Below are 20,217 nucleotides of genomic sequence, written 5' to 3'. Positions count from 1 at the left end.
GAATGACCTATCTGGTCAAGGAAATCTTCTACACCCTCCAAGGCGAGGGCAGCCACGCAGGCCGCCCGGCAGTCTTCTGCCGCTTCTCACGCTGCAACCTGTGGACGGGGCTGGAGAAGGACCGCCACCGCGCCATCTGCCAGTTCTGCGACACCGACTTCGTGGGCACCGACGGCGAAGGCGGCGGCAGGTTCGCCACGCCCGAAGACCTCGCTGACGCCGTTGAGAAGGCCTGGCCTTACGAGTCCGATGAGTACCGCTTCGTCGTGGCCACGGGAGGCGAGCCGCTCCTCCAGCTTGATGAAGCAGCCATCGAGGCCCTGCACGCCCGAGGCTTCGAAGTCGCAGTCGAGTCGAACGGCACGCGCGTGCCGCCGAAGGGCATCGACTGGCTGTGCGTGAGCCCGAAGATCGGCTCCGAACTCGTAGTCACCAAGGGCGACGAGTTGAAGCTGGTCTACCCCCAACTGGGTGGTGACCCTGCCCAGTTTGAGGATCTGGACTTCAGCTTCTTCCGCCTTCAAGCGATGGATGGCCCCGACTTGGAGGCCAACACCCGTGCAGTGGTCGACTACTGCATGAAGAACCCGCGCTGGATTCTCTCTCTCCAGACGCACAAGTATCTGGGAATTCAGTAAATGGAAATCTTTCGCGAGTTCAACTTCGAGGCTGCCCACCGGCTGCCGAACGTCCCGGAGGGCCACAAGTGCTCTCGGCTGCACGGTCACTCCTACAAGGTCATCGTTCATGTCGAGGCCCCGGTCGACCCCGAGGCCGGATGGGTCATGGACTTCGGTGACCTCAAGCGGGCGTTCAAGCCGATCGACGCGCAACTCGATCACTACTACCTGAACGACATCGAGGGCTTGGAGAACCCGACCAGCGAGGTCCTGGCCCGCTGGATCTGGGAGCGCCTGCAGCCCAACCTGCCGGAACTCTCGGCTCTGACGGTTCGGGAAACGTGCACGTCGGGCTGCACGTACCGAGGCGAGTGAGCATGCACGACATCCAGAACGAGACCGACTCGCGGGGTATCGAACTCGACAAGGTCGGTATCGACGGTGTCCGTTACCCCGTGAGCTTCGAGGACGGCTACCTCCGCCAGGAGGGCATCGCCGACTTCGAGGTGACGGTGCGGCTCCAGCACGACCGGCGCGGGACGCACATGAGCCGCATGGTTGCTCTCGTGCACGAGCACCTGCAGAGGTTCGATCCTCGGCAGTTGCCGACCGTTCTCAAGACCGGTGCGGATCTCCTGGATGCGCCCGCCATCACTGTGGCGATGGCGATGCCTGTCAGCACGACCGTGGTCGCCCCAGCAAGTGGACGTGAATCGAAGCAGGTTCACGACATCCGTATCGAGGGGCATTGGGACAACGGCGACGTGACGGTGAAGACGGCCGTCACCACGGAGGTGACCAGCCTCTGCCCGTGCTCGAAGGCCATCTCCGACTATGGCGCGCACAATCAGCGCAGCCAGGTCACGCTCACCGTGACCGGCCAGGGTGACAGCCCATACCCTCTGCCGGTTCAGAGTGCCGTGCGGTTGCTGTCCTCCTCTGCTTCGGCGCCGGTAGTGCCGTTGGTGAAGCGCGCCGATGAGCGCGTCTTGACTATGCAGGCGTTCGACAACCCGGTGTTCGTCGAGGACATGGCCCGCACGGTCAGCGCCGCCTGCCGCGATCGGGGCCTTCGGCACGCTGTGAGTATCCGCAACCTGGAGAGCATCCACAGCCACGACGCCATCGCCTACATCGCTGGCTAGCTACCAAGCCGCGGAATCTAACCCGCTGGCTCTCTGGCCCGGCCCCCCGTGAACAGCACGGGGGGCCGGGCCAGTTTCGTGCGCCCGGACTGGGGAGCGTCGGCTTGCGTTCCGTAGACTCGATCTTGGCGCGGGGCCGTTTGGGGAGCAGCACTCTTGAGGACCCGTAGTCTGCCCGCACCGTCAACTGTGCTCGGCTACCGCCGAGATGGCCGCCCGATCTATCCCATGCTCGGCGCTTCCGCAGATGACTCGTCGAACGACGAGACCTCGGTCAGCCTCAGCCAGAAGCACCTGAGCACGCTTATGGCCCGGGAGAAGGACCAGGGTGGCCGGGCTGCGGTCCGCACTCTGGTCGACAAGTTGGGCTTCGCCAGTGCCTCTGCGTTGGAGGAGTTCGTCACCGGCGCTCGCCAGACGGAGCAGGAGCGACTCACGGAGGCGCAGCGGCGTGAGCAGGCGCTCGCGGAGCGGGAAGAGGCTGCCGCCGCCCGGGAGGCTACGGCGCTGGCCCGTGAGCGGGAGGCATCCCGGCGGGCAGTTCTGGCAGGCGCCGGTGTTGGCGGACACGACCTCGATGATGCTGTGGCTCTACTGCGCGTGGCAGAAGACGCCGACGAGGCGGTCGTCAGCGATGCGGTCCAGGAACTGAAGGACCGCCGCCCCGAACTGTTCGCGCGCCCGGCACCCCACACGAGGGCCGCTGCGGCCGCACCTGGTGGGGCCCCCGCGTCGGTCCCTCCCCGTCGTCCCGGAACCGTTGAACGCAAGGCGGGTGCGGCAGGACTGGAGATGGCCCGCCGGCGCGGTCTGCTCCCCGCACCCGAATGATCTAACTGGCCTTCCAGGCCACCCTGTTGGGGACCACGCCCCTACTGCTCCTCGTGGACCGCGCCACCGCTCTGGTGAGTGTGCGACCGCACCACACCACCAGGAGATAGCGGCTTGAGTATTCAGCCGTACACCACCTCTGTCACGCTCACCGCTGACCGGGACTGGCTCGCGTCCCGGCACGGCACCGACTCCACCGAGACCATCACCCTCGATCTGGGCAAGCTCACCAAGAACGCCCACTACGTCGAGCCAACTGCCGCTCAGCCTCACGGCTACGTACGATCCGGTGTTCCCGTGGGCCGCGTCACGGCGTCCGGTCTGTATGGGGCGTACGACCCGGCAGCGAAGGACGGGCGAGAAGTCTTCGCCGGCCTCGTCTATGCCGAGGCCCCGTTCACACCGGGCGTCACCAAGATTCCCGCAGCACTGTTCTGGCACGGCACCGTTAACGCGGCCAAGGTCCCCGGCGGTATCGACCCCGCCAAGATCGTGCCTAGCCCGGCCGGGGCACAGATCCGGTTCCTCGGGGCGGTGAGCGCATGAGCGTCGCCGACCTCCTCAAGAACGTCTCGGTCGCAGACCTGACCGTGTACGCCCGCACGATCCCCAGCCCCGACGACTTCCTGCTCACCAAGTCGGTGTTCGCCGAGACGAAGGTGAACGACGTCAAGTGGCGCATCCGCCGCAACAAGCGGCGCGTGAACGCTGCCTCGTACCGGGCCTACGACACGAGCGTGCCGTTCGCGAAGCGGCAGGCCGAATCCACACAGACCGAAGGCACCCTTCCCGCCCTCGGCCAGAAGTTGCTCGTCGGAGAGATGGAGCAGCTCCTCCTGGACGCCTCGCGCGGCGCCGACGACGACCGGCTCGTGGAGCTGCTGTACGACGACGTGGAGCGGCACACCGAGGCAATCCGATCCCGCCTGGAACTCGCTGCCGGCGATGTCCTCCTCGATGGCAAGTTCAGCCTCCTCGGGGAGAACGGCCTCACCGTCGAGGTCGACTACGGGGTGCCGGCCGCGAACATGCCCACAGCTCCGAAGCCCTGGTCCGACCCTGCCGCCGATCCGATCGCGGATGAGCTGCGGTGGATCGACCACCTCGACTCCATTGGCGCCCCAGCCCCGGAGATGGTGATCACCTCCCGCAAGGCCTGGTCGCACCTGGCATCCAATGGCGCGTACCGGGCCGCCTACTACGGCACCCCGGCCGGTGGTCAGACTCCGACCTCGACGCTGAACCCCGAGCAGATCAACTCTGTGCGCGGAAACTACGGCCTGCCCCCGGTCACGTTCTACAAGGCGCAGGTGTGGCAGGACGACGTGTCCAAGCGGGTGCTGCCGGAGGACCGGTGGATCATGCTGCCGCCGGACCGAGCGAAGTGGGGGCAGACCCAGTACGGCACCACCACTGAGTCCCTGGCCCTGCCACGCGGTACGAATCCGTACATCGAGCGGGAGGATGCTCCGGGCATCGTCATCACCCGGGATGTCGAGGATGATCCGGTGCAGATTTGGACCAAGGGTGCCGCAGCGGCGATGCCTGTCCTGTACTCGCCGGACTGCCACATCACGGCGACGGTTCTGTGAGTGCGGACAACGAGGCCCTCGGGGTCCTTGCAGCCGCCGTCCATGTGATGGACCCGGTCGACCGGATTCCCCTTGTGCTGCTCGCCGGCACGGAGGTGACCGACTCGGCTGTCGCTGCTCAGATCACCAACCCGCGGTGCTGGCAGGACCCGCCTCCGGCCACTGAGACGGAGTCCAAGGCACCCCGCAGATCGAAGCCCGCCCAGAAGTAGAACGCATGGTGGGGAGGAGCCCGTGCTCCTCCCCACCTTTGAATGATCGGGAGCACCGTGAACGACGAGATACTCCACTGGCTGCAGGCCCACCTCGGTTCCGAGGTTGATCTTCCAGACCTCGCTGGCCGCTACGAGCGGCTTCAGTCAGCGCGGGCTGTCGCTGCCGAGGTTCTCCGGGAGCGGATCGCAGGGCTTGTAGCCGAGCCGTTGAAGGTCACCGTCAACGGGGTCGCCACCATCGACAACTCACCCAATGTGGCAGCCCTCGAACGCCAGTTGGCGCACCTGGATGACGAGGTCGCACCGGACACTCACCTTGATGGCGCGAGGCTGCTGGCCAGCGTTCAGCTCGTTGCCCGGCCGCGCCGCTAGGGCGGTCAAGAGCCCCGTCCTCATGCGCCCCACAAGGCACCGAGGGTAGCGGCCCAATTTCTACCCAGCGCACGTCTCGGACGCCCCGGTGATGGAGCCGCATCCATCCCGCTAGACGGCAGGGCAGTGATTCGATGCGCATACACTCGCTCCGTGGGCGAAATAGAAGGTACTGCGGCTTTTGAGGAACTGGCTGCGCGGACGACAGCGGAATTGCTGGCCCGCAGCCTGGGAGCCGAGCCATCAGATGTGAAGAGAGTGATCGCTCACTCGGTGAAGACCATCGCTGCCCAGCTGCTCATCTCCCCCGTGCACACGCTTCGCTGCATCGAGCCTTCCGTCATGGCTGACGTCATCGCTGAAGCCGCGGGCATGCAGCACGCCAGCCCCGGCGCCCTGCAGCCTTCAGGGGATGCCGGAGCTAGCGTTTCGATCCCTCGATGGGTCACCGGTCATCAGGTCATGGCACTGGCACAAGCCGCCAAATACTCCAGCGGCAACCAGGACGTCCACATCGTCCAGGTCGCCGTGGACCTGCTCACCGAGATCGGCGCAGCTTGCATCGACGACCCTGACAGTGCTCACGTCATCGTTCCGGCGCATGTCCTCACCGAGACCGCCAGGGTCCTCGACTACGCCGCTTCACAGGTCGAGACAGGGGCCTGGACCGGATGTTCCTGCGGTGACGACCATGGCCAGGCAGCACTCGACGCGGAAGGTGCTTTGTCCCTGCGGAGCGACGCAAGCCTCGCCCGGCAACTCGCCAGCCAGGCCCCCGTCTAGATCAGCTGATCTCCGCCCAAGAGCGAACTACCAGCGTCGCTGCAGGAACTCGGGGTGCTCCATCCGCCAGACGACATCGAGACCGGTATCTGACGGCGCACGAGGAACGGTCGCCGGCCGGGTCTCAACGTGTGTGAACCCAAGCCTCTTCGGAACGGCCCCACTCGCAGGGTTCGCCTCATCGTGGATGATCTCTATGCGGTCGACGCCTGAGAGTTCGAAGCCCTGCACAGTCAGAGCTGCTGCAGCCGAGGTAGCCAGTCCGCGGCCGGTGTAGCCGGGGTGCAGCCAGTAGCCGATCTCCAGACCTCCAACACCGATTCGCCGAACTAGTCCGCAGCTTCCAACCGGTGTCGCATCGAAGGTGATCGCGTAGGTGTAGGCGCTTCCGGATGCCCACTTCTCTTCACATCGAGCGGCAAACTCCGCGCTTCGCTCTCTGCTGTGCTCGGCCACCCACGGCATCCAGGGCCGGAGGTGCTCCAGGGACTCGTCCACCATCCGGTAGACCACGTCAGCTTCGGTAGAGCGCCATCGTCGCAACACGACGGCGTTGCACTCGAGGGTCTCCGCAGGCTCGTCCATCACCTCAGCATGGCGGGCGTGGGCTGGCGGTGACACTGAGTTTTAGGGACCCGAGGCGGTGGAGATCCAGTCTCTCGTCACCTCAGTGGCTAATTCCGTGGACGGCCGCCATTCGGGCCGAATAGCTTCTCCGGATGGCGAATCTGGAAGAGATGCTCCATCAGCGACTTGCTCCGGCGTTCCAATCTGTGGCGGGCATCCCCGTCGATCCGGCCATCCGCCGATCCCAGCGAGCACACTTCCAGTCCGATGCTGCTCTGTCCCTCGGTCGCACGATCGGTGGCAATCCCCGGGAGATCGCCAACCAGGTAGTGGCGGGCGCCCAACTCGATGACCTCTGCTCGTCAGTCGAGGTCTCCGGCCCCGGATTCATCAACCTGACGGTCTCGGACTCGGTCCTGGGCCGGCTGCTCGCTGTGGCGAGCGGCGATGAGCGTCTCGGGATCCCACGGGCTGAGGTGCCGGAAAGGATCGTGGTCGACTACTCCGCTCCGAACGCTGCCAAGGAGATGCACGTCGGGCATCTCCGGTCGACGATCATCGGGGATGCGGCGGTGCGGCTGCTGGAGTGGCAGGGGCACACCGTCATTCGGCAGAACCACATCGGCGAGTGGGGTACGCCCTTCGGCATGCTCGTCGAGCACCTTCTGGACATCGGCGAAGCCGAGGCCGCGCACGAACTGTCCGTTGGCGACCTCAACGGCTTCTATCAGGCGGCCCGGCGCAAGTTCGATGCCGACGCCGAGTTCAAGGATCGCGCCCGCAAGCGGGTCGTGCTGCTCCAGAGCGGCGATGAGACGACGCTACGTCTGTGGCGGACCTTGGTGGACGAGTCCAAGAAGTACTTCATGGCCGTCTACGGGCTCCTGGGTGTACGGCTGACCGAGACGGACTATGCCGGGGAGAGTTCCTACAACGATCAACTCCAGGAGGTTACAGACGAACTCGACGGCTGCGGCCTGTTGCAGGAGAGCGAGGGGGCGCTGTGTGTCTTCCCCGAGGGATACACCAACCGTCAGGGTGATCCGCTGCCCATCATCGTCCGTAAAGGCGACGGCGGCTTCGGGTACGGCGCCACCGACCTGGCCACCATCCGGCACCGCCTGCACCAACTGCACGCGACGCGGCTGCTGTACGTGGTGGGGCTTCCTCAGAGTCAGCATCTCGAAATGATCTACGCCGTGGCGCGGGACGCGGGCTGGCTTGTGCCGCCTGCGCGGGCTGAGCACGTCGGGCACGGGTCGATCCTCGGCGACGACGGCAAGATGCTCCGTACGCGGGCCGGCGCCTCGGTGAAGCTGGTTGATCTGCTCGAGGAGGCGGTGAGCAGGGCGGCCGCGGTCATCGTCGTCAAGAACCCGCAGCTCGATGACGCGACGCGTTCCGCTGTCGCGAACGCCGTGGGCATCGGGGCGGTTAAGTACGCCGACCTGTCGACCGACCGGCTCAAGGACTATGTCTTCGACTACGACCGGATGCTGTCGTTCGACGGCAACACTGCGCCGTATCTGCAGTACGCGCGGGCCCGTATCTGCTCCATCTTCAGGCGGTTGGGGGCTGAACCGTCACGGGACATCTCGGTGCTGGTTGTCACCGAGCCCGCGGAGCGGGCACTGGCATTGGAGTTGCTCGCCTTCGGCAGCGTGGTGACCTCGGTCGCCGAGACGCTTGAGTTCCACAAGCTCGCGACCTATCTGTACTCCTTGGCCAGCGCGTTCACCACCTTCTACGAGAAGTGCCCTGTCCTTCGCTCGGAGGGCGAGACCCGGCAGAGCCGCCTGGTCCTGTGTGATCTGACGGCACGGACTCTCGAACTCGGGCTGGGCCTGCTCGGTATCGAGTCTCCCGACCAGATGTAACTGGGCGCTGAACGAGCAATGCCGGCAGGGCTACTCGTGTGTGCTGGCAGGATCGTCCACCATGCCGACGCATCCGCTGCTGGACGTTGACTTCGTCGAACTGCTGGAGCCGTACCTGGAAGACGTGGGCCACGTCTTCCAGGTCTTCCGGGAGCAGGACTCGGGCTGCGTGTCGTACGGCGTCGCGCTCGGGAGCGAGCGGTGGTTCGTGAAGAGTGCGGCTACTTCGGCTGGAGTCGTTTCACTGCGTCGCGCAATGGACGTGCACGGCGCGGTACGGCATCCGGCGATCGTGCCATTGCGCCACCACTTTCCGATCAAGGACGGCTTGGCGCTGATCTATCCGTGGGTTGAGGGGAATGTCCTGTACCACCCGACGGTCGCCCACCACGGCGGTCGCTCTGCTCCGGACAGTCCGATGGCTCGGTTCCGCAGTCTTCCTGTCGCGGAGATCCTGCAGTCCCTGGACGCGGTCCTCGACGCGCACTTGGCCGTGGAGAAGGCCGGGTTCGTCGCAGTCGACCTGTACGACGGATGCCTCCTCTACGACTTTGAGGCGCAGCGCATGACCCTGTGCGACTTGGACGAGTACCGGCCGGGGCCATTCGTCCTGGAGGCCGATCGGCTGCCGGGCTCGCGACGGTTCATGGCGCCGGAGGAGTTCTCTAAAGGCTCGATCATCGGCATCCGAACGACGGTGTTCGTCCTCGGCCGGGTCCTGCGTCTGCTGCTGGATGCAGGCGATGACGAGCGGAAGTGGCGCGGTTCGTTGTCTCAGCTGAAGGTCATCGAGCGTGCCACTGCCAGCGACGCTGCTGACCGGTTCGCGTCGGTTGAGGCTCTCTTTCAGGCATGGCGTGGCGCGTGCAATGGGTGCTGTTGATCTCTCTACTGTCGTGGCGAGACGGAACAGCGCCTGTCTGCCATTCGCGCTGTGTAAGAGCTCGAACGCGATCAACGGTCACAGAAGGCAACGGGCAACAGCCTGCCCGCGCAGGATGCGGTCGGCTGCGGGCAGGCTAGTGGCTATCCACAGCCTGTGGATGGTCCCGGTGGCCGACCTGTGCGCACATCGGACATGGCACACGTCGCTCACCGAGCGATGGAACAAACCACATGCGTAACGCGCCCTGGATACCGATAGTGGCTGCATGGATCCGGTTGTCGTTGCCCGCGCCGTTGTAGAGGAACGTCATCCAGCCGCTCGTGCGGCGCTTCTCGGGGGCAGCGTTCTGACGGAACGCCGCACGGCCTTGTCCGACTTGGACATCGTGGTGCTGTTGCACGGTCCGCCGGCTCCGTACAGAGAGAGCCTTCAGTACGGTGACTGGCCCGTGGAGCTCTTCGTGCACACCGAAGAGTCTTGGCACACATTCGTGGACCGGGAAATTCGCAAGCGTCGATGCCCACTGCTGTGGATGTGTGCGGACGGCGAACTGCTCTTTGACGTGGATGGTCTCGGTGCGAGTGTGGCTGCCGAAGCCAGGAAGCTGGCCCTCGCGGGTCCGCCTTCGGCGACTGTGGAGGAGATTGAGGACTTCCGTTATGGGATCACGGATCTCCTGGACGATCTCGTTGGATGTACCGATCAGGGTGAGCGGCTGTTCATCGCCTCAGAGCTGGCGAGACGGACAGGTGAACTGGCGCTGGCGCTCGGCGGGTCGTGGGGCGGCGGCGGGAAGTGGCTGGCGCGTCGCCTCGAGGAGACGGCACCTGGCCTCAATGCGCGCCTGCACCACGCTGTCCGTGGGGCGTTGAATGGGCAGACCGATGCCCTTGTTGGCGTCGTCGACGAGGTACTGGCCCCAACTGGCGGGCGGCTGTGGGTCGGATATCGGCGCAGTGGGACTCCGTGACTGGCGGGGGCGGCCTGCGGTGACCCCGATCGACGCCGTGAGCGGCTCGTCGGCTCTACCGTGGAGCGGTGGCTGAAGCTGTGCAAGGTCGCGCTCCATTCCAGGTGTTGGTACTGCCGCACCAGCGGTCTGAGATGCACGACGGACTCCTGACGATCGTGCGCTCACACGCTCGCGGTCGTGGAGAACCTGGTCGTGATGCGGGGGCATCTTGGCCGGCGAGGCAAGTCGAGCCCGAAAGGGGAGAACACTCCATGAGGTTGCTTCGATTCCTGTTCATCGTTACTACCCTCGGCGTGATCATCGGCTCGTGCACAAAGGGCGGGTAGCCGTCGCCTGGCTGTCCGGCGGGGTCGTCGCAGCATCGGCGCCGAAAATTCCACTAGGAGCCCGTGCGCAGCGTCTGGGAGTGTCTCCGCATGGACTGCGTGTTCTGCACCCTCATCCGCGAGAACTCCGCCCGCTGGATCGCTCGCAGGGCGGCCGCTTGTGCGTTCGCTCCGCTGACGCCGCTCGCGCCTGGACATACCCTCGTGGTTCCGACGGACCACTACCAGGATCTATTCGACATCCCGCGTGACACAGTGGCCGCGACGATGGCCTTGGCTCAAGAGGTGGCCGAGGCGATGCGATTCACGCTGAAGGCGAGCGGGGTGAACTTGCTCCATGCCAGTGGCCCGGGATCGGAACAATCCGTGCCGCATTTCCATATCCATGTGGTCCCCCGCTGGCCTGATGACGGGTTCTCGACCTGGCCTAAGGAGCAGTCGGCCCATCGTGTGCCGGCTGATCCAGTCCTTCAACTCGCTGCCGCGATGAAGGCCCAGCACTTGACCGGTTCCTTCGCATCATCGTGCTGACTCCCCTAGGGGCACCAGATGGGGCCGGGAGTCCGGGGGAGAGCGGCAACATGCTTCTCTGCCGCGATGCGCTGCTGGTCCCGGTGCAGGGCGTCCTCTCGGGCCTCGGCGGTGACGGCCTCGCCGAGGGTGATACCCGCTGCGGTAGTGACCGGGGCGAGCGAATAGCGGACGGGAGAGCGGCTGGACCGCGTCGGCAGGTGCAGACGGGCGACACCAGCCGGGAGATCGGTACGCAGCGTTCCGTGCCAGCGGATCCAGAGTGCGGGGCGCCCACGGAGGGCCTCGTCGCGGAGTTTGTCCACGGCGGTGCTGTCGTCTCCGCGGTCGATCTCCACGGCGATCGGCGGGGCGTCGGTACGAAGCAAGCGAAGATCAAGGTAGGCGGACCAGGACGGTGACCAGATCATGCGGCAGCCCCCCTCCATCAGGCGTGGCGGGGCGATGTAGCGCATGGGCGCCTCCCCTCTACTCCGCCAGCCTGACGCCCCCGCCCACTGCGCAACCGCTCGGGTGATGCACTGGGTTGCCTCCTTGCCGGTCAGACCGATGAAGGAGAAGCGGGTCTCGGACAGGTACGCGCGTAAGGCAGCGACGAGGGTCGCAGACTCACCAACTGCTGCGGGTTCAAAGGCCATCCGCCGATTCTCTGCCCGGGGCACTGACAACGGCCGGGGCATAGCTGCCAGCCAGTGGGAACGGGCACTGCCGCGGGGTCGGGTGGCAGGGTCAGGCAAGTTCCGGAAGAGATCGTCTGGGTCGGGCTGCTTGATCGCTGAGTGAGGTGGCATCGTCTCCGGCGCGCGGTCTGTGAATTCTCGTTGCTGCTGTGGTTGGCAGCCTCCTATCCTCAACGTCAACGCGTTGACGGAGACGATTAGCCACAGGGCCGTGAGTCGAGAGAATCGCCGGAAGCTGTGAAGGCGGTCTCGCACCCTGAGGTGAAGACCCTCCCGAGCGCGGGGAGGAACGACCCCCGCCTGGTGGTCCAATGCCCCGCCGGCCAGCCCCCGTCACCGGGCCCGAACGAGGCCGCCGGTTCTCTGCGGCGAAAGTGCGGTGGTACCGCGAGTTGCCCTTCTCGCCCGCACTCCCAAGGGATCATGACGACGTCCTTCGGAGGACCGAAATGATCCACAGCCGTGTATACGTCTCCGACTTGCGAGAACACGTCGGCCGTACCGTTTCCGTCTGCGGGTGGGTGAACACCCTTCGCCTGCAGAGAAAGATGCAGTTTGTCATCGTGCGGGACAGCACCGGCATGGTGCAGTTGACGCACAGGCGCGACGGCGGACCCTTGGAAGCCGAACTCGAAGCCCTCACCCCTGAGTCCGCCGTGCGCATCACCGGCCGCGTCGTGGACGCTGCCCAGGTGAAGCTCGGTGGCCTGGAGCTCGTCCCTGAGCAGGTCGAGGTCCTGAACCCGGCCGCCACTCCGCTGCCCATCGACGAGCACACGGGCCTGGAGCAGCGTCTCGACTGGCGGTTCCTGGACGTACGCCGTCGGCCCGCCGCCCAGTTGATGTTCGCCGTGCAGACCACGCTGGAGCAGGGGATGCGCGAGTACGCCTATGCCCAGGGCGCCACGGAGATGCACACGCCCAAGCTCATGGGCACTGCCTCGGAGTCGGGTGCGGAGGTGTTCAAGCTGGGCTACTTCGACCGCAGCGCCTACCTGGCGCAGTCGCCGCAGTTCTACAAGCAGCTGGCGATCGCGGCTGGGATCGACAAGGTCTTCGAGATCGGCCCGGTCTTCCGTGCCGAGCCGTCGTTCACGTCCCGGCACGCCACCGAGTTCACGGGCGTCGACGTGGAGTTGGCCTGGGTCGCCGGCGTCGAGGATGTGATGGTCTTCGAGGAGCAGATGCTTGCGCACGCGATCGCCAAGGTCGCCGACGCGCACGGTGAGGCGATTGCCGAGCACTTCGGCGTCGAGGTCACTGTCCCCGCCATGCCCTTCCCGCGGATCACCATGGCCGAGGCGCACAAGATCCTGCGAGAGGGCGGCTGGGACCCGGAGGGGGTGAAGGAGGACCTGGACCCGGATGGTGAGCGGAGCATCTCGGCTCACATCAAGGAGGCCACCGGACACGACTTCGTGTTCATCACGCACTACCCGGTGGGCATCCGGCCCTTCTACCACATGCGGCCCGCCGACAACCCGGACGTGACCTTGAGCTTCGACCTGCTGTGGAAGGGCCTGGAGGTCACCACTGGGGCGCAGCGTGAGCACCGCTACGACGTGCTGCTGAAGCAGGCCGCGGAGAAGGGCATGAGCACCGGGCCGTTGCAGGACTACCTGAACGCGTTCCGGTACGGGTGCCCGCCGCACGGCGGTCTGGGCATGGGGCTCGGGCGAGTGCTGATGGTGATGCTCGGCCTGGACTCGATTCGTGAGGCCACGTTCTTGTTCCGCGGACCGAACCGGCTCACCCCGTAGGGAGCTTGAGACTGGCAGGGCCGGTGCCTGACTGGCTCTGCCCCTTCTCGCCGATTGGGCGGTTGCTGCTCTCCACGAGAGCACACCGTGCATGGCACCAGGCCGGTAGCTTGTGATCTTCAGACGTCAGTGACGGCTGTTTATCTTAGCGTTGGGAGCCCGAGGATGCCCACTCACCTTCGTCAGACGTGTGGCACGTGCGGCGGCAAGATGCGGGTCGAGGTCGCGACTGGCCGAATCCTTCCCCACACGCGTCCCGGAGGCGAGTGGAAATGCACTGAATCGGGCCGCCAGATCTACTTGCCGGCAGACCGTCTCAACCCCGGGCCGCCGCGCCGCGCTTGGATGGGAGGCTCTGATCGCCCAGAGAAGCCCCACACTCCCCACTCGCACCTTGATCCACCCGAGTGGTTCCCAGATTGGGAAGGTGACGTTCTCCCATCCGTGGCGCTGCCCGCGCAAGGGCGCATCGCGTTCTGGACACCGAGGCGCTCCCTGCTCGGCCACGAGCAGTTCGTCACAATCCGCCTGGGCAGCCGTGTGCGCCCAACGTGGGATGCACGGTTGGGCAGTTGGACGATCGCCCCAGCCCACTTCATCAAGCTCGCTGAGGTGCTCCTCAGCCAGTACCCCCGTATTGCAGTCGGCCGCGAGTACAACAGCAACGAACAGTGCAACCCGCGATGCAAGAGGGCTCTGGGGCATATATGCACGTGTTCTTGCAAAGCCCGTAATCACGGCGACGGACTTTGGATGGCCGACTGGGATATTCAAGAGGAACAGGAGTGCAGCGTCGGCGATCGTGACTGGGACTGGATCGCGGTGCGGAAGAAGCAACGGAATGTCCCTCAGCACGATCCCGCCCGGTAACTCCTTCACTGCCGACGAGTCGGCTTGGACTTCCCCCTCATGAACTGAGCCGTGTGGCACTCACGCGTCGCAGTCTGGGCGCGATTGATCGCCCACCCAGCCAAGGTCAGGCTGAGCCGCCTCGGGCAATGTCGAGGATGGCGCTGACCGACGCGCTCGCCTTCGAATGGTCCTCGTGCGTGGCCCACTCGTGGGCGTCATGCTCGGTGAGCATGATCCGTCTCCCACTGGTGGTGACGGAGAAGTTGAATTGCCTGGTCTGCTTGCCGCTCTTCGAGAGGTAGTCGAAGTGGCCGAGGTAGTCGTCGACAGTGGTCACCACCAGGCCAGTTTCCTCTTCCACTCCCCGGTGGAGAGCTACGGTCAGGGACTCTCCAGCTCCCACCGCACTGGAGGGGAGCTCCCACAGGCCGCCGAGGTAGTCGTCGAAGCGCCGGTGCAGGAGCAGGATCTCGTTGTCCTTGTTAGTGATGACGGCGGCGACCACGTGCTTGCAGATGTTGTCGGCTTCAGCGGAGCGGGTGAGCTGATCCAGCAGGGCGGCGTCGACGGGGATTCGCATCGCATCGGGTCCTTGTGGTGAACGGTGGTCCGACGCAGCCGCAGGGGGTGGGAGCCAGGCCACGTGGCTGCACCGGGGGTGGAAAGCGTAGCCGCGGCGCAGTGTCCTGGGCGTGTGGCACAGCCGAGGACAGGCGGAGGACCTGCTGCTATTCGCTGCGGTAGCCCCACTCCTCCCAGAGGATGCGCTTCCATTCAAGCTGCTCATGCTCGCGTTTCACGGACTGTCGCCGGCGGACTTCGATTCCTGCGGAGAGGCTGATGGCGGCCGCGGCGATGATGCTGAAGGCCACCCAGGCCCCGAACAGCAGGTTCAGGAGTATCGCGCCGCCGCCGAAGATCAGCAGCCCGATGGCGACCGCTGTGGGGTCGGCCCCTGGGGGCCGATTCACGGCGCACCGTCCTGGTCTGGGCGCGGACGAGAGTGTTGAACCACGGTGTGGTGCGAGGGCACGGGCATGGGTCGCAGTCCTCCGCTCAGGATGGTTGAGCATGGGGTGTTACGGGTGCGACAGCGTCCGTCATGTGGGGCAGGTGTACGAGACCCCGCAGGCCTTCGTCAACGCCGCGTTCTGAGCCAACCTGATCCGAGGGGTTCGTCGCCGGCCGTCGCGGGGCTGCCGAGGGTGCGGTGTCCGAGTCGCGCCGCGTGGCGCCGCCCCACTAGAGTCTTGTAGGCGCTAACAGGGATGATCAGAGATAGGAGGCCGTGTGCCAGCGGCCCAGCGGGTTTCAAGCCGGAATGCTCGTTTCCAGCAGTGGGAGTCGTTTCTCACCAACCGGAACAAGCGGACGAGGGCCAGGGAGTTCCTGGTGCAGGGCGTCCGGCCGATCTCGTTGGCGGTGGAGCACGGCTGGACGATCCACACGATCATCTACGACTCCAAGCGGTCTCTGTCCCGGTGGGCGGAGGACATCCTGCGCACCACGAAGGCCGAGCGCGTAGCGATGGCGCCGAGCCTGCTGGCCGATCTTGGTGAGAAGTCCGAGGACGCTCCCGAGGTCATTGCCGTCGTTGAAATGCCCCCGGATGATCTTTCCCGGATCAAGGTGGGTCCGGGTTTCCTCGGCGTGGCCTTCGACCGTCCGACGAGCCCGGGGAACATCGGCAGCATCATCCGGTCCGCTGATGCGTTCGGCGCGGACGGGATGATCGTGTCGGGCCACGCAGCCGACGTGTACGACTCGAAGTGTGTGCGGGCCAGTACGGGGTCGCTGTTCGCGTTGCCGTCGGTGCGGGTGCCTGCTCATCGTGACGTGGCTGACTGGGTTGAGGGTCAGCGGGCCGATGGCAATCCGATCGTGATCGTCGGCACGGATGAGCATGGTGACTGTGATGTCTTCGACTTCGACTTCACGCAGCCGACGCTGCTCGTGATCGGCAACGAGACTTCTGGTCTGAGCAATGCGTGGCGTGAGGCATGCGACCACATGGTCAGCATCCCCATGGGCGGTGCTGCGAGTTCCCTGAACGCGGCGAACGCAGCGACGGCCGTGTTGTACGAGGTGTCTCGTCAGCGCATCGCCGCCAAGAAGTAGTCCGGCTGGCATCTGCGGTCACGTCCATCGCTCGCCGCGTGCTGCCCGCTCGTAGACCGTCAGGTATTCCTGGGCGATCTTGAGGTGCCCCCACTGGTCCACTGCGGCCTTGAGTACCTCGTGGGCTGTCGGTAGAGCGTCCATGGCTGCTTTCGCCGTTGTGGCCGTGATCTTCGGTGCGGACGGCAGGATCGTGCCGACACTGGGGACGATCTCGGGGAGGCAGCCGTTGTTGCTCGCGATCACGGGTGTTCCGCTCGCGGCGGCTTCGGACACGACGGTTGCCCCGGGCTCAGCCCATCGTCCGCCGAAGGGACTGCCGGACGTCTGGGAGAGGACCAGGATGGCTTTGGCATGTGCGATGAGTTCGGTCCGGAAATGCCCCCCTACCTCTCCGATGTAGTCGACGGTGTGCGGGTAGTCGGCAAGCATTCTGTCGAGGTACTCCGGCTCCCACGCCGGGCCGGCGACCTTGAGCGGCAGGTTCGCGGCATGCGCGAAGACAGCTGCTTCGTACGCTCCTTTGTGTGCCGAGACGCGGCCCATGAACAGGAGGTAGTCATCCTTCTCCTCCTGGAACAGGCATCGTTCCGGGTTAACCGGCAGGCGGATGACAGGCGCGGTCTCAGATCCGGCCTTGAGGCGCTGTGCGGCCGAGACATAGACGCCGTTTTCAAGGGATGCTGGCACGCCATTGAGGTGGTGAGTGCTCACTACGGGCCACTGCCCGTCCAGCGGAAGCGCCGCGAGGTTCGAGTGGTCGTGGACGACAGCCGGCCCGAAGCTGTCGATGGCAGTTCGGATCTCATCGCGTTCAATGGCAGTCGACACGGTGAGGCCGCTTCGCGGTGGGCTTCCCGGGGCTCCCAGGAGCAGGACTTCGCACCCAGTCTCGAGCAGCCCGTCGATGAGCGTCGCGGCCACCCATTGGATGCCTCCGTACCCCTGGGGCGGCACAGTGATCCATTGGCTGGGGTCTGCTCCGTAGCGGAATGGGGGGATGATCATGGCAATCTTCATGGGTCGTCTCTCCCGCAGTCGGTGTCGTGGTCCAGGGCGAGGCCGGGGTAACCGTTAGGGCGTGATGTCGGCCAGGCTGTCGAGGTGCCAGCTGGCGTGCTGTGCGGGCCGTGAGCGGAGCGTCCGGAGGTCCTTGCGGATGGCTCGGTAGGTGTCCTCGATGCGTGGATCTAGGTCGGTGGGTCCCTGCCAGCAGTCGTCGGGCTGGATCAGGGCTGGCTGGCAGCCGAGTTCGTGTGCCGGGGCGGCGTCGTGGTCGGGGCGGTCTCCGATGACGAGGACGTCCTTGGCCGTCCAGCCGAGTTGGTCGAAAGCCCAGCGGAAGAACTTGGGGTCGGGTTTCGACAGGCCCACCACGGTGTCGATGGCCACAAGGTCGACGCGCTGGGCTATACCCATCTCGTGCAGGGCTGTGTGGCATTCGGGAGGCTGGTTCGCGACGACGCAGACCGGCAGATGCTGTGCGAGGGCCTGGATGGCGTCGGCAGCGCCGGGGATCGGCTGGACCAGGGATGTCCACCGCTGCCGTACATCCAGCCAGCTATCTCTCGCCGGTGGTTGGGAGAGGAAGGTTCCGGGTTCGCCGCGGTAGAAGCCCTTGAGGTGCTCGAGGAACGAGGGCACAGTCAGGCCCGGTTCGGTGCGCCGGGTGCGCTCGTAGGTTCCTTGAATCCAGGCGATGTCGAAGGGCTCGTCGTAGTAAAGGACTCCTCCGACGTCGACAGCGACTGACGTGTACCCGGTCGGCAGTCCTGTTGCCGCGAAATACGTGCGGGGCGGTGCGGGGCTGGAGCTGTTCACTGGGCACCGTCCTGGTTCGTGACTTGCCGTATCCGGCCGGGCCGGATGACGTGGCCGGGTTCGGGGCGCCAGGACGTGGCCACTCGCAGTTCTTCGGGTAGTTGGCCGACGGCGAGCATCATGATCACGTTCTCGTGGGCCGGAATTTCCGCGACGGTGCGCAGACGCCGATCGGCCCGGCTGTCTACGGACCAGTTGAGGCAGCACGTCCCGATTCCTTGGGCATGGAAGGCGTGGATGAGGGACATGGCAAACATGCCTCCGTCGACCCAGCCTTGGTTGCGTTCCCCGGGATATACGAAGGTGCGCAGGTCGGTGGTGATCAGGAGGATGTGGCTGGCTGTGTGGCCGAACCCTGTGTTCCCGTTCTGGCAGGCGAGGACAGCGCCTGCTTGAGGGCCGCGAGGGAAGACGTGTACCGACCAACTCTGGCGGTTGCACACGGACGGCGTGTGCTGTGCAGCGGCAACGGCTGCTTCGATCCGTTCCTGCGGGACGGGTTCGGGCGCGAAGTCCCGGATGCTGTAGCGCGAGGTGAAGAAGTCCATAGAGTCGAGGCGGCCGGCCTTGTGGATGGTTTCGCGGCTTACGGTCTTGGTGCCGCCCAGCAGTCCGGCAGGCTGCAGTTGCTCATGGAGGCCAGTCACGGCGCGTCTGATCTGTGCAGCCCACTCGGGTTCAGGGGCGCCTAGTTCCGAGTTCCGGTCCAGGTAGTCCTCGACCGCGTCCACAGCTGCTCGGCATACGTTCGCGTCACCATCCAGGCGGGCGTACAGCGACGCGTTGTGCAGGACCCGTCGGACGATCAGCTTCCCGAACCACGGCTTGGGGTGCGGGACAGCAAGTCCCTTCTCAACACGGTGCGTATCCATCGTCACCAGCGCACGGAGGGTTGCGAGATGCCGGGGTGAGAGGGCGCCGGAGTGAGTGACGAACCGCGTCGCGTCGTAGTAGTACTCCCGGCCGAGCAGCATGAGTTTCTTGAACCAGCCGCTGCGAGGTCCGTCCGTTCGGGCTTGGAAACGCAACTGCGTGCCGTCGGCCGTCATGCCGGCACCTCGCTGGTGGCGGCGAGGAGGGTGAAGTTCTCTCGCGCTCGTTCGAGAAGTTCAGGCACACGCTCGGTGAGGGCCTGCTGCATGGACGGGAGTTGCAGGCCCTGGAGGAGGCGCTCAGTCGAGTGTTCGTCCGCCACGAACCTGTCGACGTCGAGGTGTACGGAGTCGAGGTCGATGTCGTTGCCGTAGGTGTCGGCGAAGACGCCGAGGAACTTCTGGGAGTAGCCGATGGCGACGGTGGGGGTCCGGGTGGAGAGCGCACCAATCGCCGCGTGTAGACGCTCGGTGATGACGAGGTCTGCTGCGGCTGCGAGGCCTTTGTAATCGGATGCGGTCAGTGGACCGGTGACGGCCTTCACCAGTGGGTGGCCGATGTGCTGGGCGAGTTCGGCGACAAGTGCGCGGTCGTCGTTGTGGCTCCGTGAGTCGTGTACGTGCGGGAGGAGCAGCACCGGGATCTTCCATCGTGTGACGAGCCGGTCAATGAGCCGTCCTAGTGCGCGATCGTGCGCGACTTCATCGAGGCTGCGGAACCGGGCTATGCCACGACTGGGGGCGACGCAGATGTACGGCTCGCCGGGTCCGATGCCCGCAGTCGTGACGAGGGCTTGGACTCGCTGCTGCGGCGGCGCGGGGAGAAGGAAGGCGGGGTCGGCGGTGAGCTGGGCCTTCCCCGCCGTCAGACCGAGCTCCTCCTGGACATACCGGTACGACAGGCGCTCTCTGAGGGTGAGGACTTTGCACTGCTCTGCGACGTCGAGCCAGGCTTGTGCGTCCTCGCGGTGTGTGAACGGGCCGATCGAGTGCGCCAGCATGGCCACGGGCACACCGTGGCTCTGGGCTGCGATAGGCGCGGCCAGGTAGGGGGTGCTCACCCCGTAGTCCGAGGTGTAGATGTCCCCGCCCGTCGCAACGAGCAGATCTGCTTCTTCCATCAGTGCGTCGCGCCGGGTCCTGGACTGCTCGGAGGTCTCGGCCGGCCGGTATTGAGTCCACGACTTCGAAGTCACGAACGGGTCGGCCACGCACTCGACGCCCCAGGGCGTCAGCAGTTCTTGGTCGAGCATCGGGGTCTGTGTCAGGACCCTGATGCGTGCCTCGCCGTGGTCGTGGAGTCCTGCTGCGATCGACGCGACGAGCGCCTCGACTCCTCGGTTCTCACAGCTGGTGACGCCTGTGATGATGACGTTGCGAACCATGGTCTCTCCCG

General features: G+C 65.6%; 24 protein-coding genes. 16 read left to right on the top strand and 8 right to left on the bottom strand.

Annotated elements, in window-relative coordinates:
* The first annotated feature begins 2 nt into the window (after positions 1–2).
* The 9 genes from queE to OG453_RS07435 all read left to right on the top strand — a co-directional run bounded on the left by queE (position 3) and on the right by OG453_RS07435 (position 5,558).
* Positions 3–638: a 7-carboxy-7-deazaguanine synthase gene (queE, locus tag OG453_RS07475; protein ID WP_266865732.1), complete on the top strand. Its 636-nt coding sequence runs from the start codon at positions 3–5 to the stop codon at positions 636–638.
* Positions 639–995, top strand: coding sequence for a 6-carboxytetrahydropterin synthase QueD (gene queD / locus OG453_RS07470; RefSeq protein WP_266865731.1), 357 nt, complete (start codon positions 639–641; stop codon positions 993–995).
* Positions 996–997: 2 nt separating this feature from the next.
* Positions 998–1,765, top strand: a complete 768-nt coding sequence (locus OG453_RS07465; RefSeq protein WP_266865730.1) for a GTP cyclohydrolase I FolE2 — start codon at positions 998–1,000, stop codon at positions 1,763–1,765.
* 156 nt (positions 1,766–1,921) lie between these two features.
* Entirely contained in the window at positions 1,922–2,596 is a 675-nt protein-coding gene (locus tag OG453_RS07460; protein ID WP_266865729.1) for a hypothetical protein, read from the top strand.
* Positions 2,597–2,710: 114 nt separating this feature from the next.
* Positions 2,711–3,142, top strand: coding sequence for a head decoration protein (locus tag OG453_RS07455; protein ID WP_266865728.1), 432 nt, complete (start codon positions 2,711–2,713; stop codon positions 3,140–3,142).
* The gene (locus OG453_RS07450) at positions 3,139–4,188 is read left to right on the top strand and encodes a major capsid protein (RefSeq protein ID WP_266865727.1); all 1,050 of its coding nucleotides are present in this window, start codon (positions 3,139–3,141) and stop codon (positions 4,186–4,188) included. The genes OG453_RS07455 and OG453_RS07450 overlap by 4 nt, the downstream gene beginning before the upstream one ends.
* Positions 4,185–4,400: a hypothetical protein gene (locus tag OG453_RS07445; protein ID WP_266865726.1), complete on the top strand. Its 216-nt coding sequence runs from the start codon at positions 4,185–4,187 to the stop codon at positions 4,398–4,400. The genes OG453_RS07450 and OG453_RS07445 overlap by 4 nt, the downstream gene beginning before the upstream one ends.
* Positions 4,401–4,457: 57 nt before the next feature.
* The gene (locus OG453_RS07440) at positions 4,458–4,775 is read left to right on the top strand and encodes a hypothetical protein (protein WP_266865725.1); all 318 of its coding nucleotides are present in this window, start codon (positions 4,458–4,460) and stop codon (positions 4,773–4,775) included.
* Positions 4,776–4,928: 153 nt separating this feature from the next.
* Positions 4,929–5,558 (top strand): hypothetical protein, encoded by a 630-nt coding sequence (locus OG453_RS07435; RefSeq protein ID WP_266865724.1) that lies wholly within the window; start codon positions 4,929–4,931, stop codon positions 5,556–5,558.
* Between the two features lie 27 nt (positions 5,559–5,585).
* On the opposite strand, the gene OG453_RS07430 is transcribed toward OG453_RS07435, so the two are convergent.
* Entirely contained in the window at positions 5,586–6,143 is a 558-nt protein-coding gene (locus tag OG453_RS07430) for a GNAT family N-acetyltransferase (protein WP_266865723.1), read from the bottom strand.
* A 134-nt stretch (positions 6,144–6,277) separates the two neighbouring features.
* Between OG453_RS07430 and argS the strand changes: the two genes are divergently transcribed.
* The 4 genes from argS (at position 6,278) to OG453_RS07410 (ending at position 10,718) form a co-directional block, all read left to right on the top strand.
* Entirely contained in the window at positions 6,278–8,002 is a 1,725-nt protein-coding gene (gene argS, locus OG453_RS07425) for an arginine--tRNA ligase (protein ID WP_266865722.1), read from the top strand.
* Positions 8,003–8,063: 61 nt separating this feature from the next.
* A complete protein-coding gene (locus OG453_RS07420; protein ID WP_266865721.1) occupies positions 8,064–8,885 on the top strand; it encodes a serine/threonine protein kinase in 822 nt (273 codons plus the stop codon).
* A gap of 268 nt (positions 8,886–9,153) precedes the next feature.
* Positions 9,154–9,858, top strand: a complete 705-nt coding sequence (locus tag OG453_RS07415) for a nucleotidyltransferase domain-containing protein (RefSeq protein WP_266865720.1) — start codon at positions 9,154–9,156, stop codon at positions 9,856–9,858.
* A gap of 419 nt (positions 9,859–10,277) precedes the next feature.
* Complete coding sequence (locus OG453_RS07410; protein ID WP_266865718.1) at positions 10,278–10,718, top strand: HIT family protein; 441 nt, start codon at positions 10,278–10,280, stop codon at positions 10,716–10,718.
* A gap of 5 nt (positions 10,719–10,723) precedes the next feature.
* Here OG453_RS07410 and OG453_RS07405 read toward each other — a convergent pair whose 3' ends face one another.
* The gene (locus OG453_RS07405) at positions 10,724–11,173 is read right to left on the bottom strand and encodes a hypothetical protein (RefSeq protein WP_266865716.1); all 450 of its coding nucleotides are present in this window, start codon (positions 11,171–11,173) and stop codon (positions 10,724–10,726) included.
* Positions 11,174–11,847: 674 nt separating this feature from the next.
* Between OG453_RS07405 and aspS the strand changes: the two genes are divergently transcribed.
* Entirely contained in the window at positions 11,848–13,158 is a 1,311-nt protein-coding gene (gene aspS / locus OG453_RS07400; RefSeq protein ID WP_266865714.1) for an aspartate--tRNA(Asn) ligase, read from the top strand.
* Positions 13,159–13,602: 444 nt separating this feature from the next.
* Positions 13,603–14,028 (top strand): hypothetical protein, encoded by a 426-nt coding sequence (locus OG453_RS07395; RefSeq protein WP_266865712.1) that lies wholly within the window; start codon positions 13,603–13,605, stop codon positions 14,026–14,028.
* A 106-nt stretch (positions 14,029–14,134) separates the two neighbouring features.
* Here OG453_RS07395 and OG453_RS07390 read toward each other — a convergent pair whose 3' ends face one another.
* Both OG453_RS07390 and OG453_RS07385 read right to left on the bottom strand, forming a co-directional pair.
* Positions 14,135–14,590, bottom strand: a complete 456-nt coding sequence (locus tag OG453_RS07390) for an NUDIX hydrolase (protein WP_266865710.1) — start codon at positions 14,588–14,590, stop codon at positions 14,135–14,137.
* 148 nt (positions 14,591–14,738) lie between these two features.
* Positions 14,739–14,981 (bottom strand): hypothetical protein, encoded by a 243-nt coding sequence (locus OG453_RS07385; RefSeq protein WP_266865708.1) that lies wholly within the window; start codon positions 14,979–14,981, stop codon positions 14,739–14,741.
* A gap of 319 nt (positions 14,982–15,300) precedes the next feature.
* Here OG453_RS07385 and OG453_RS07380 point away from each other — a divergent pair, with 319 nt between their 5' ends.
* Positions 15,301–16,128: an RNA methyltransferase gene (locus OG453_RS07380; protein WP_266865706.1), complete on the top strand. Its 828-nt coding sequence runs from the start codon at positions 15,301–15,303 to the stop codon at positions 16,126–16,128.
* A gap of 18 nt (positions 16,129–16,146) precedes the next feature.
* Here OG453_RS07380 and OG453_RS07375 read toward each other — a convergent pair whose 3' ends face one another.
* The 4 genes from OG453_RS07375 to OG453_RS07360 are packed head-to-tail and all read right to left on the bottom strand — an operon-like array spanning position 16,147 to position 20,206.
* Complete coding sequence (locus OG453_RS07375; protein ID WP_266865704.1) at positions 16,147–17,148, bottom strand: glycosyltransferase; 1,002 nt, start codon at positions 17,146–17,148, stop codon at positions 16,147–16,149.
* A gap of 54 nt (positions 17,149–17,202) precedes the next feature.
* Positions 17,203–17,949 carry an HAD family hydrolase gene (locus OG453_RS07370; RefSeq protein ID WP_266865702.1) on the bottom strand — a complete coding sequence of 249 codons (747 nt, stop codon included), beginning with the start codon at positions 17,947–17,949 and terminating at the stop codon, positions 17,203–17,205.
* The gene (locus tag OG453_RS07365; protein WP_266865700.1) at positions 17,946–18,998 is read right to left on the bottom strand and encodes a nitroreductase family protein; all 1,053 of its coding nucleotides are present in this window, start codon (positions 18,996–18,998) and stop codon (positions 17,946–17,948) included. The genes OG453_RS07370 and OG453_RS07365 overlap by 4 nt, the downstream gene beginning before the upstream one ends.
* Entirely contained in the window at positions 18,995–20,206 is a 1,212-nt protein-coding gene (locus tag OG453_RS07360) for a polysaccharide pyruvyl transferase family protein (protein WP_266865698.1), read from the bottom strand. Before OG453_RS07360 ends, OG453_RS07365 begins: the two co-directional genes overlap by 4 nt.
* Positions 20,207–20,217 lie beyond the last annotated feature (11 nt).

This window comes from Streptomyces sp. NBC_01381, from assembly GCF_026340305.1.
Taxonomy (GTDB): domain Bacteria; phylum Actinomycetota; class Actinomycetes; order Streptomycetales; family Streptomycetaceae; genus Streptomyces.
This window is presented reverse-complemented; position numbering and strand designations above follow the sequence as displayed.

Excerpts from the sequence above, each read along its gene's own strand:
- queE (WP_266865732.1), top strand. The coding sequence starts at position 3 with ATGACCTATCTGGTCAAGGAAATCTTCTACACCCTCCAAGGCGAGGGC.
- queD (WP_266865731.1), top strand. The coding sequence starts at position 639 with ATGGAAATCTTTCGCGAGTTCAACTTCGAGGCTGCCCACCGGCTGCCG.
- OG453_RS07465 (WP_266865730.1), top strand. The coding sequence starts at position 998 with ATGCACGACATCCAGAACGAGACCGACTCGCGGGGTATCGAACTCGAC.
- OG453_RS07450 (WP_266865727.1), top strand. The coding sequence starts at position 3,139 with ATGAGCGTCGCCGACCTCCTCAAGAACGTCTCGGTCGCAGACCTGACC.
- OG453_RS07430 (WP_266865723.1), bottom strand. The coding sequence starts at position 6,143 with ATGGACGAGCCTGCGGAGACCCTCGAGTGCAACGCCGTCGTGTTGCGA.
- argS (WP_266865722.1), top strand. The coding sequence starts at position 6,278 with ATGGCGAATCTGGAAGAGATGCTCCATCAGCGACTTGCTCCGGCGTTC.
- OG453_RS07420 (WP_266865721.1), top strand. The coding sequence starts at position 8,064 with ATGCCGACGCATCCGCTGCTGGACGTTGACTTCGTCGAACTGCTGGAG.
- OG453_RS07415 (WP_266865720.1), top strand. The coding sequence starts at position 9,154 with ATGGATCCGGTTGTCGTTGCCCGCGCCGTTGTAGAGGAACGTCATCCA.
- OG453_RS07410 (WP_266865718.1), top strand. The coding sequence starts at position 10,278 with ATGGACTGCGTGTTCTGCACCCTCATCCGCGAGAACTCCGCCCGCTGG.
- OG453_RS07405 (WP_266865716.1), bottom strand. The coding sequence starts at position 11,173 with ATGCGCTACATCGCCCCGCCACGCCTGATGGAGGGGGGCTGCCGCATG.
- aspS (WP_266865714.1), top strand. The coding sequence starts at position 11,848 with ATGATCCACAGCCGTGTATACGTCTCCGACTTGCGAGAACACGTCGGC.
- OG453_RS07390 (WP_266865710.1), bottom strand. The coding sequence starts at position 14,590 with ATGCGAATCCCCGTCGACGCCGCCCTGCTGGATCAGCTCACCCGCTCC.
- OG453_RS07375 (WP_266865704.1), bottom strand. The coding sequence starts at position 17,148 with ATGAAGATTGCCATGATCATCCCCCCATTCCGCTACGGAGCAGACCCC.
- OG453_RS07365 (WP_266865700.1), bottom strand. The coding sequence starts at position 18,998 with ATGACGGCCGACGGCACGCAGTTGCGTTTCCAAGCCCGAACGGACGGA.
- OG453_RS07360 (WP_266865698.1), bottom strand. The coding sequence starts at position 20,206 with ATGGTTCGCAACGTCATCATCACAGGCGTCACCAGCTGTGAGAACCGA.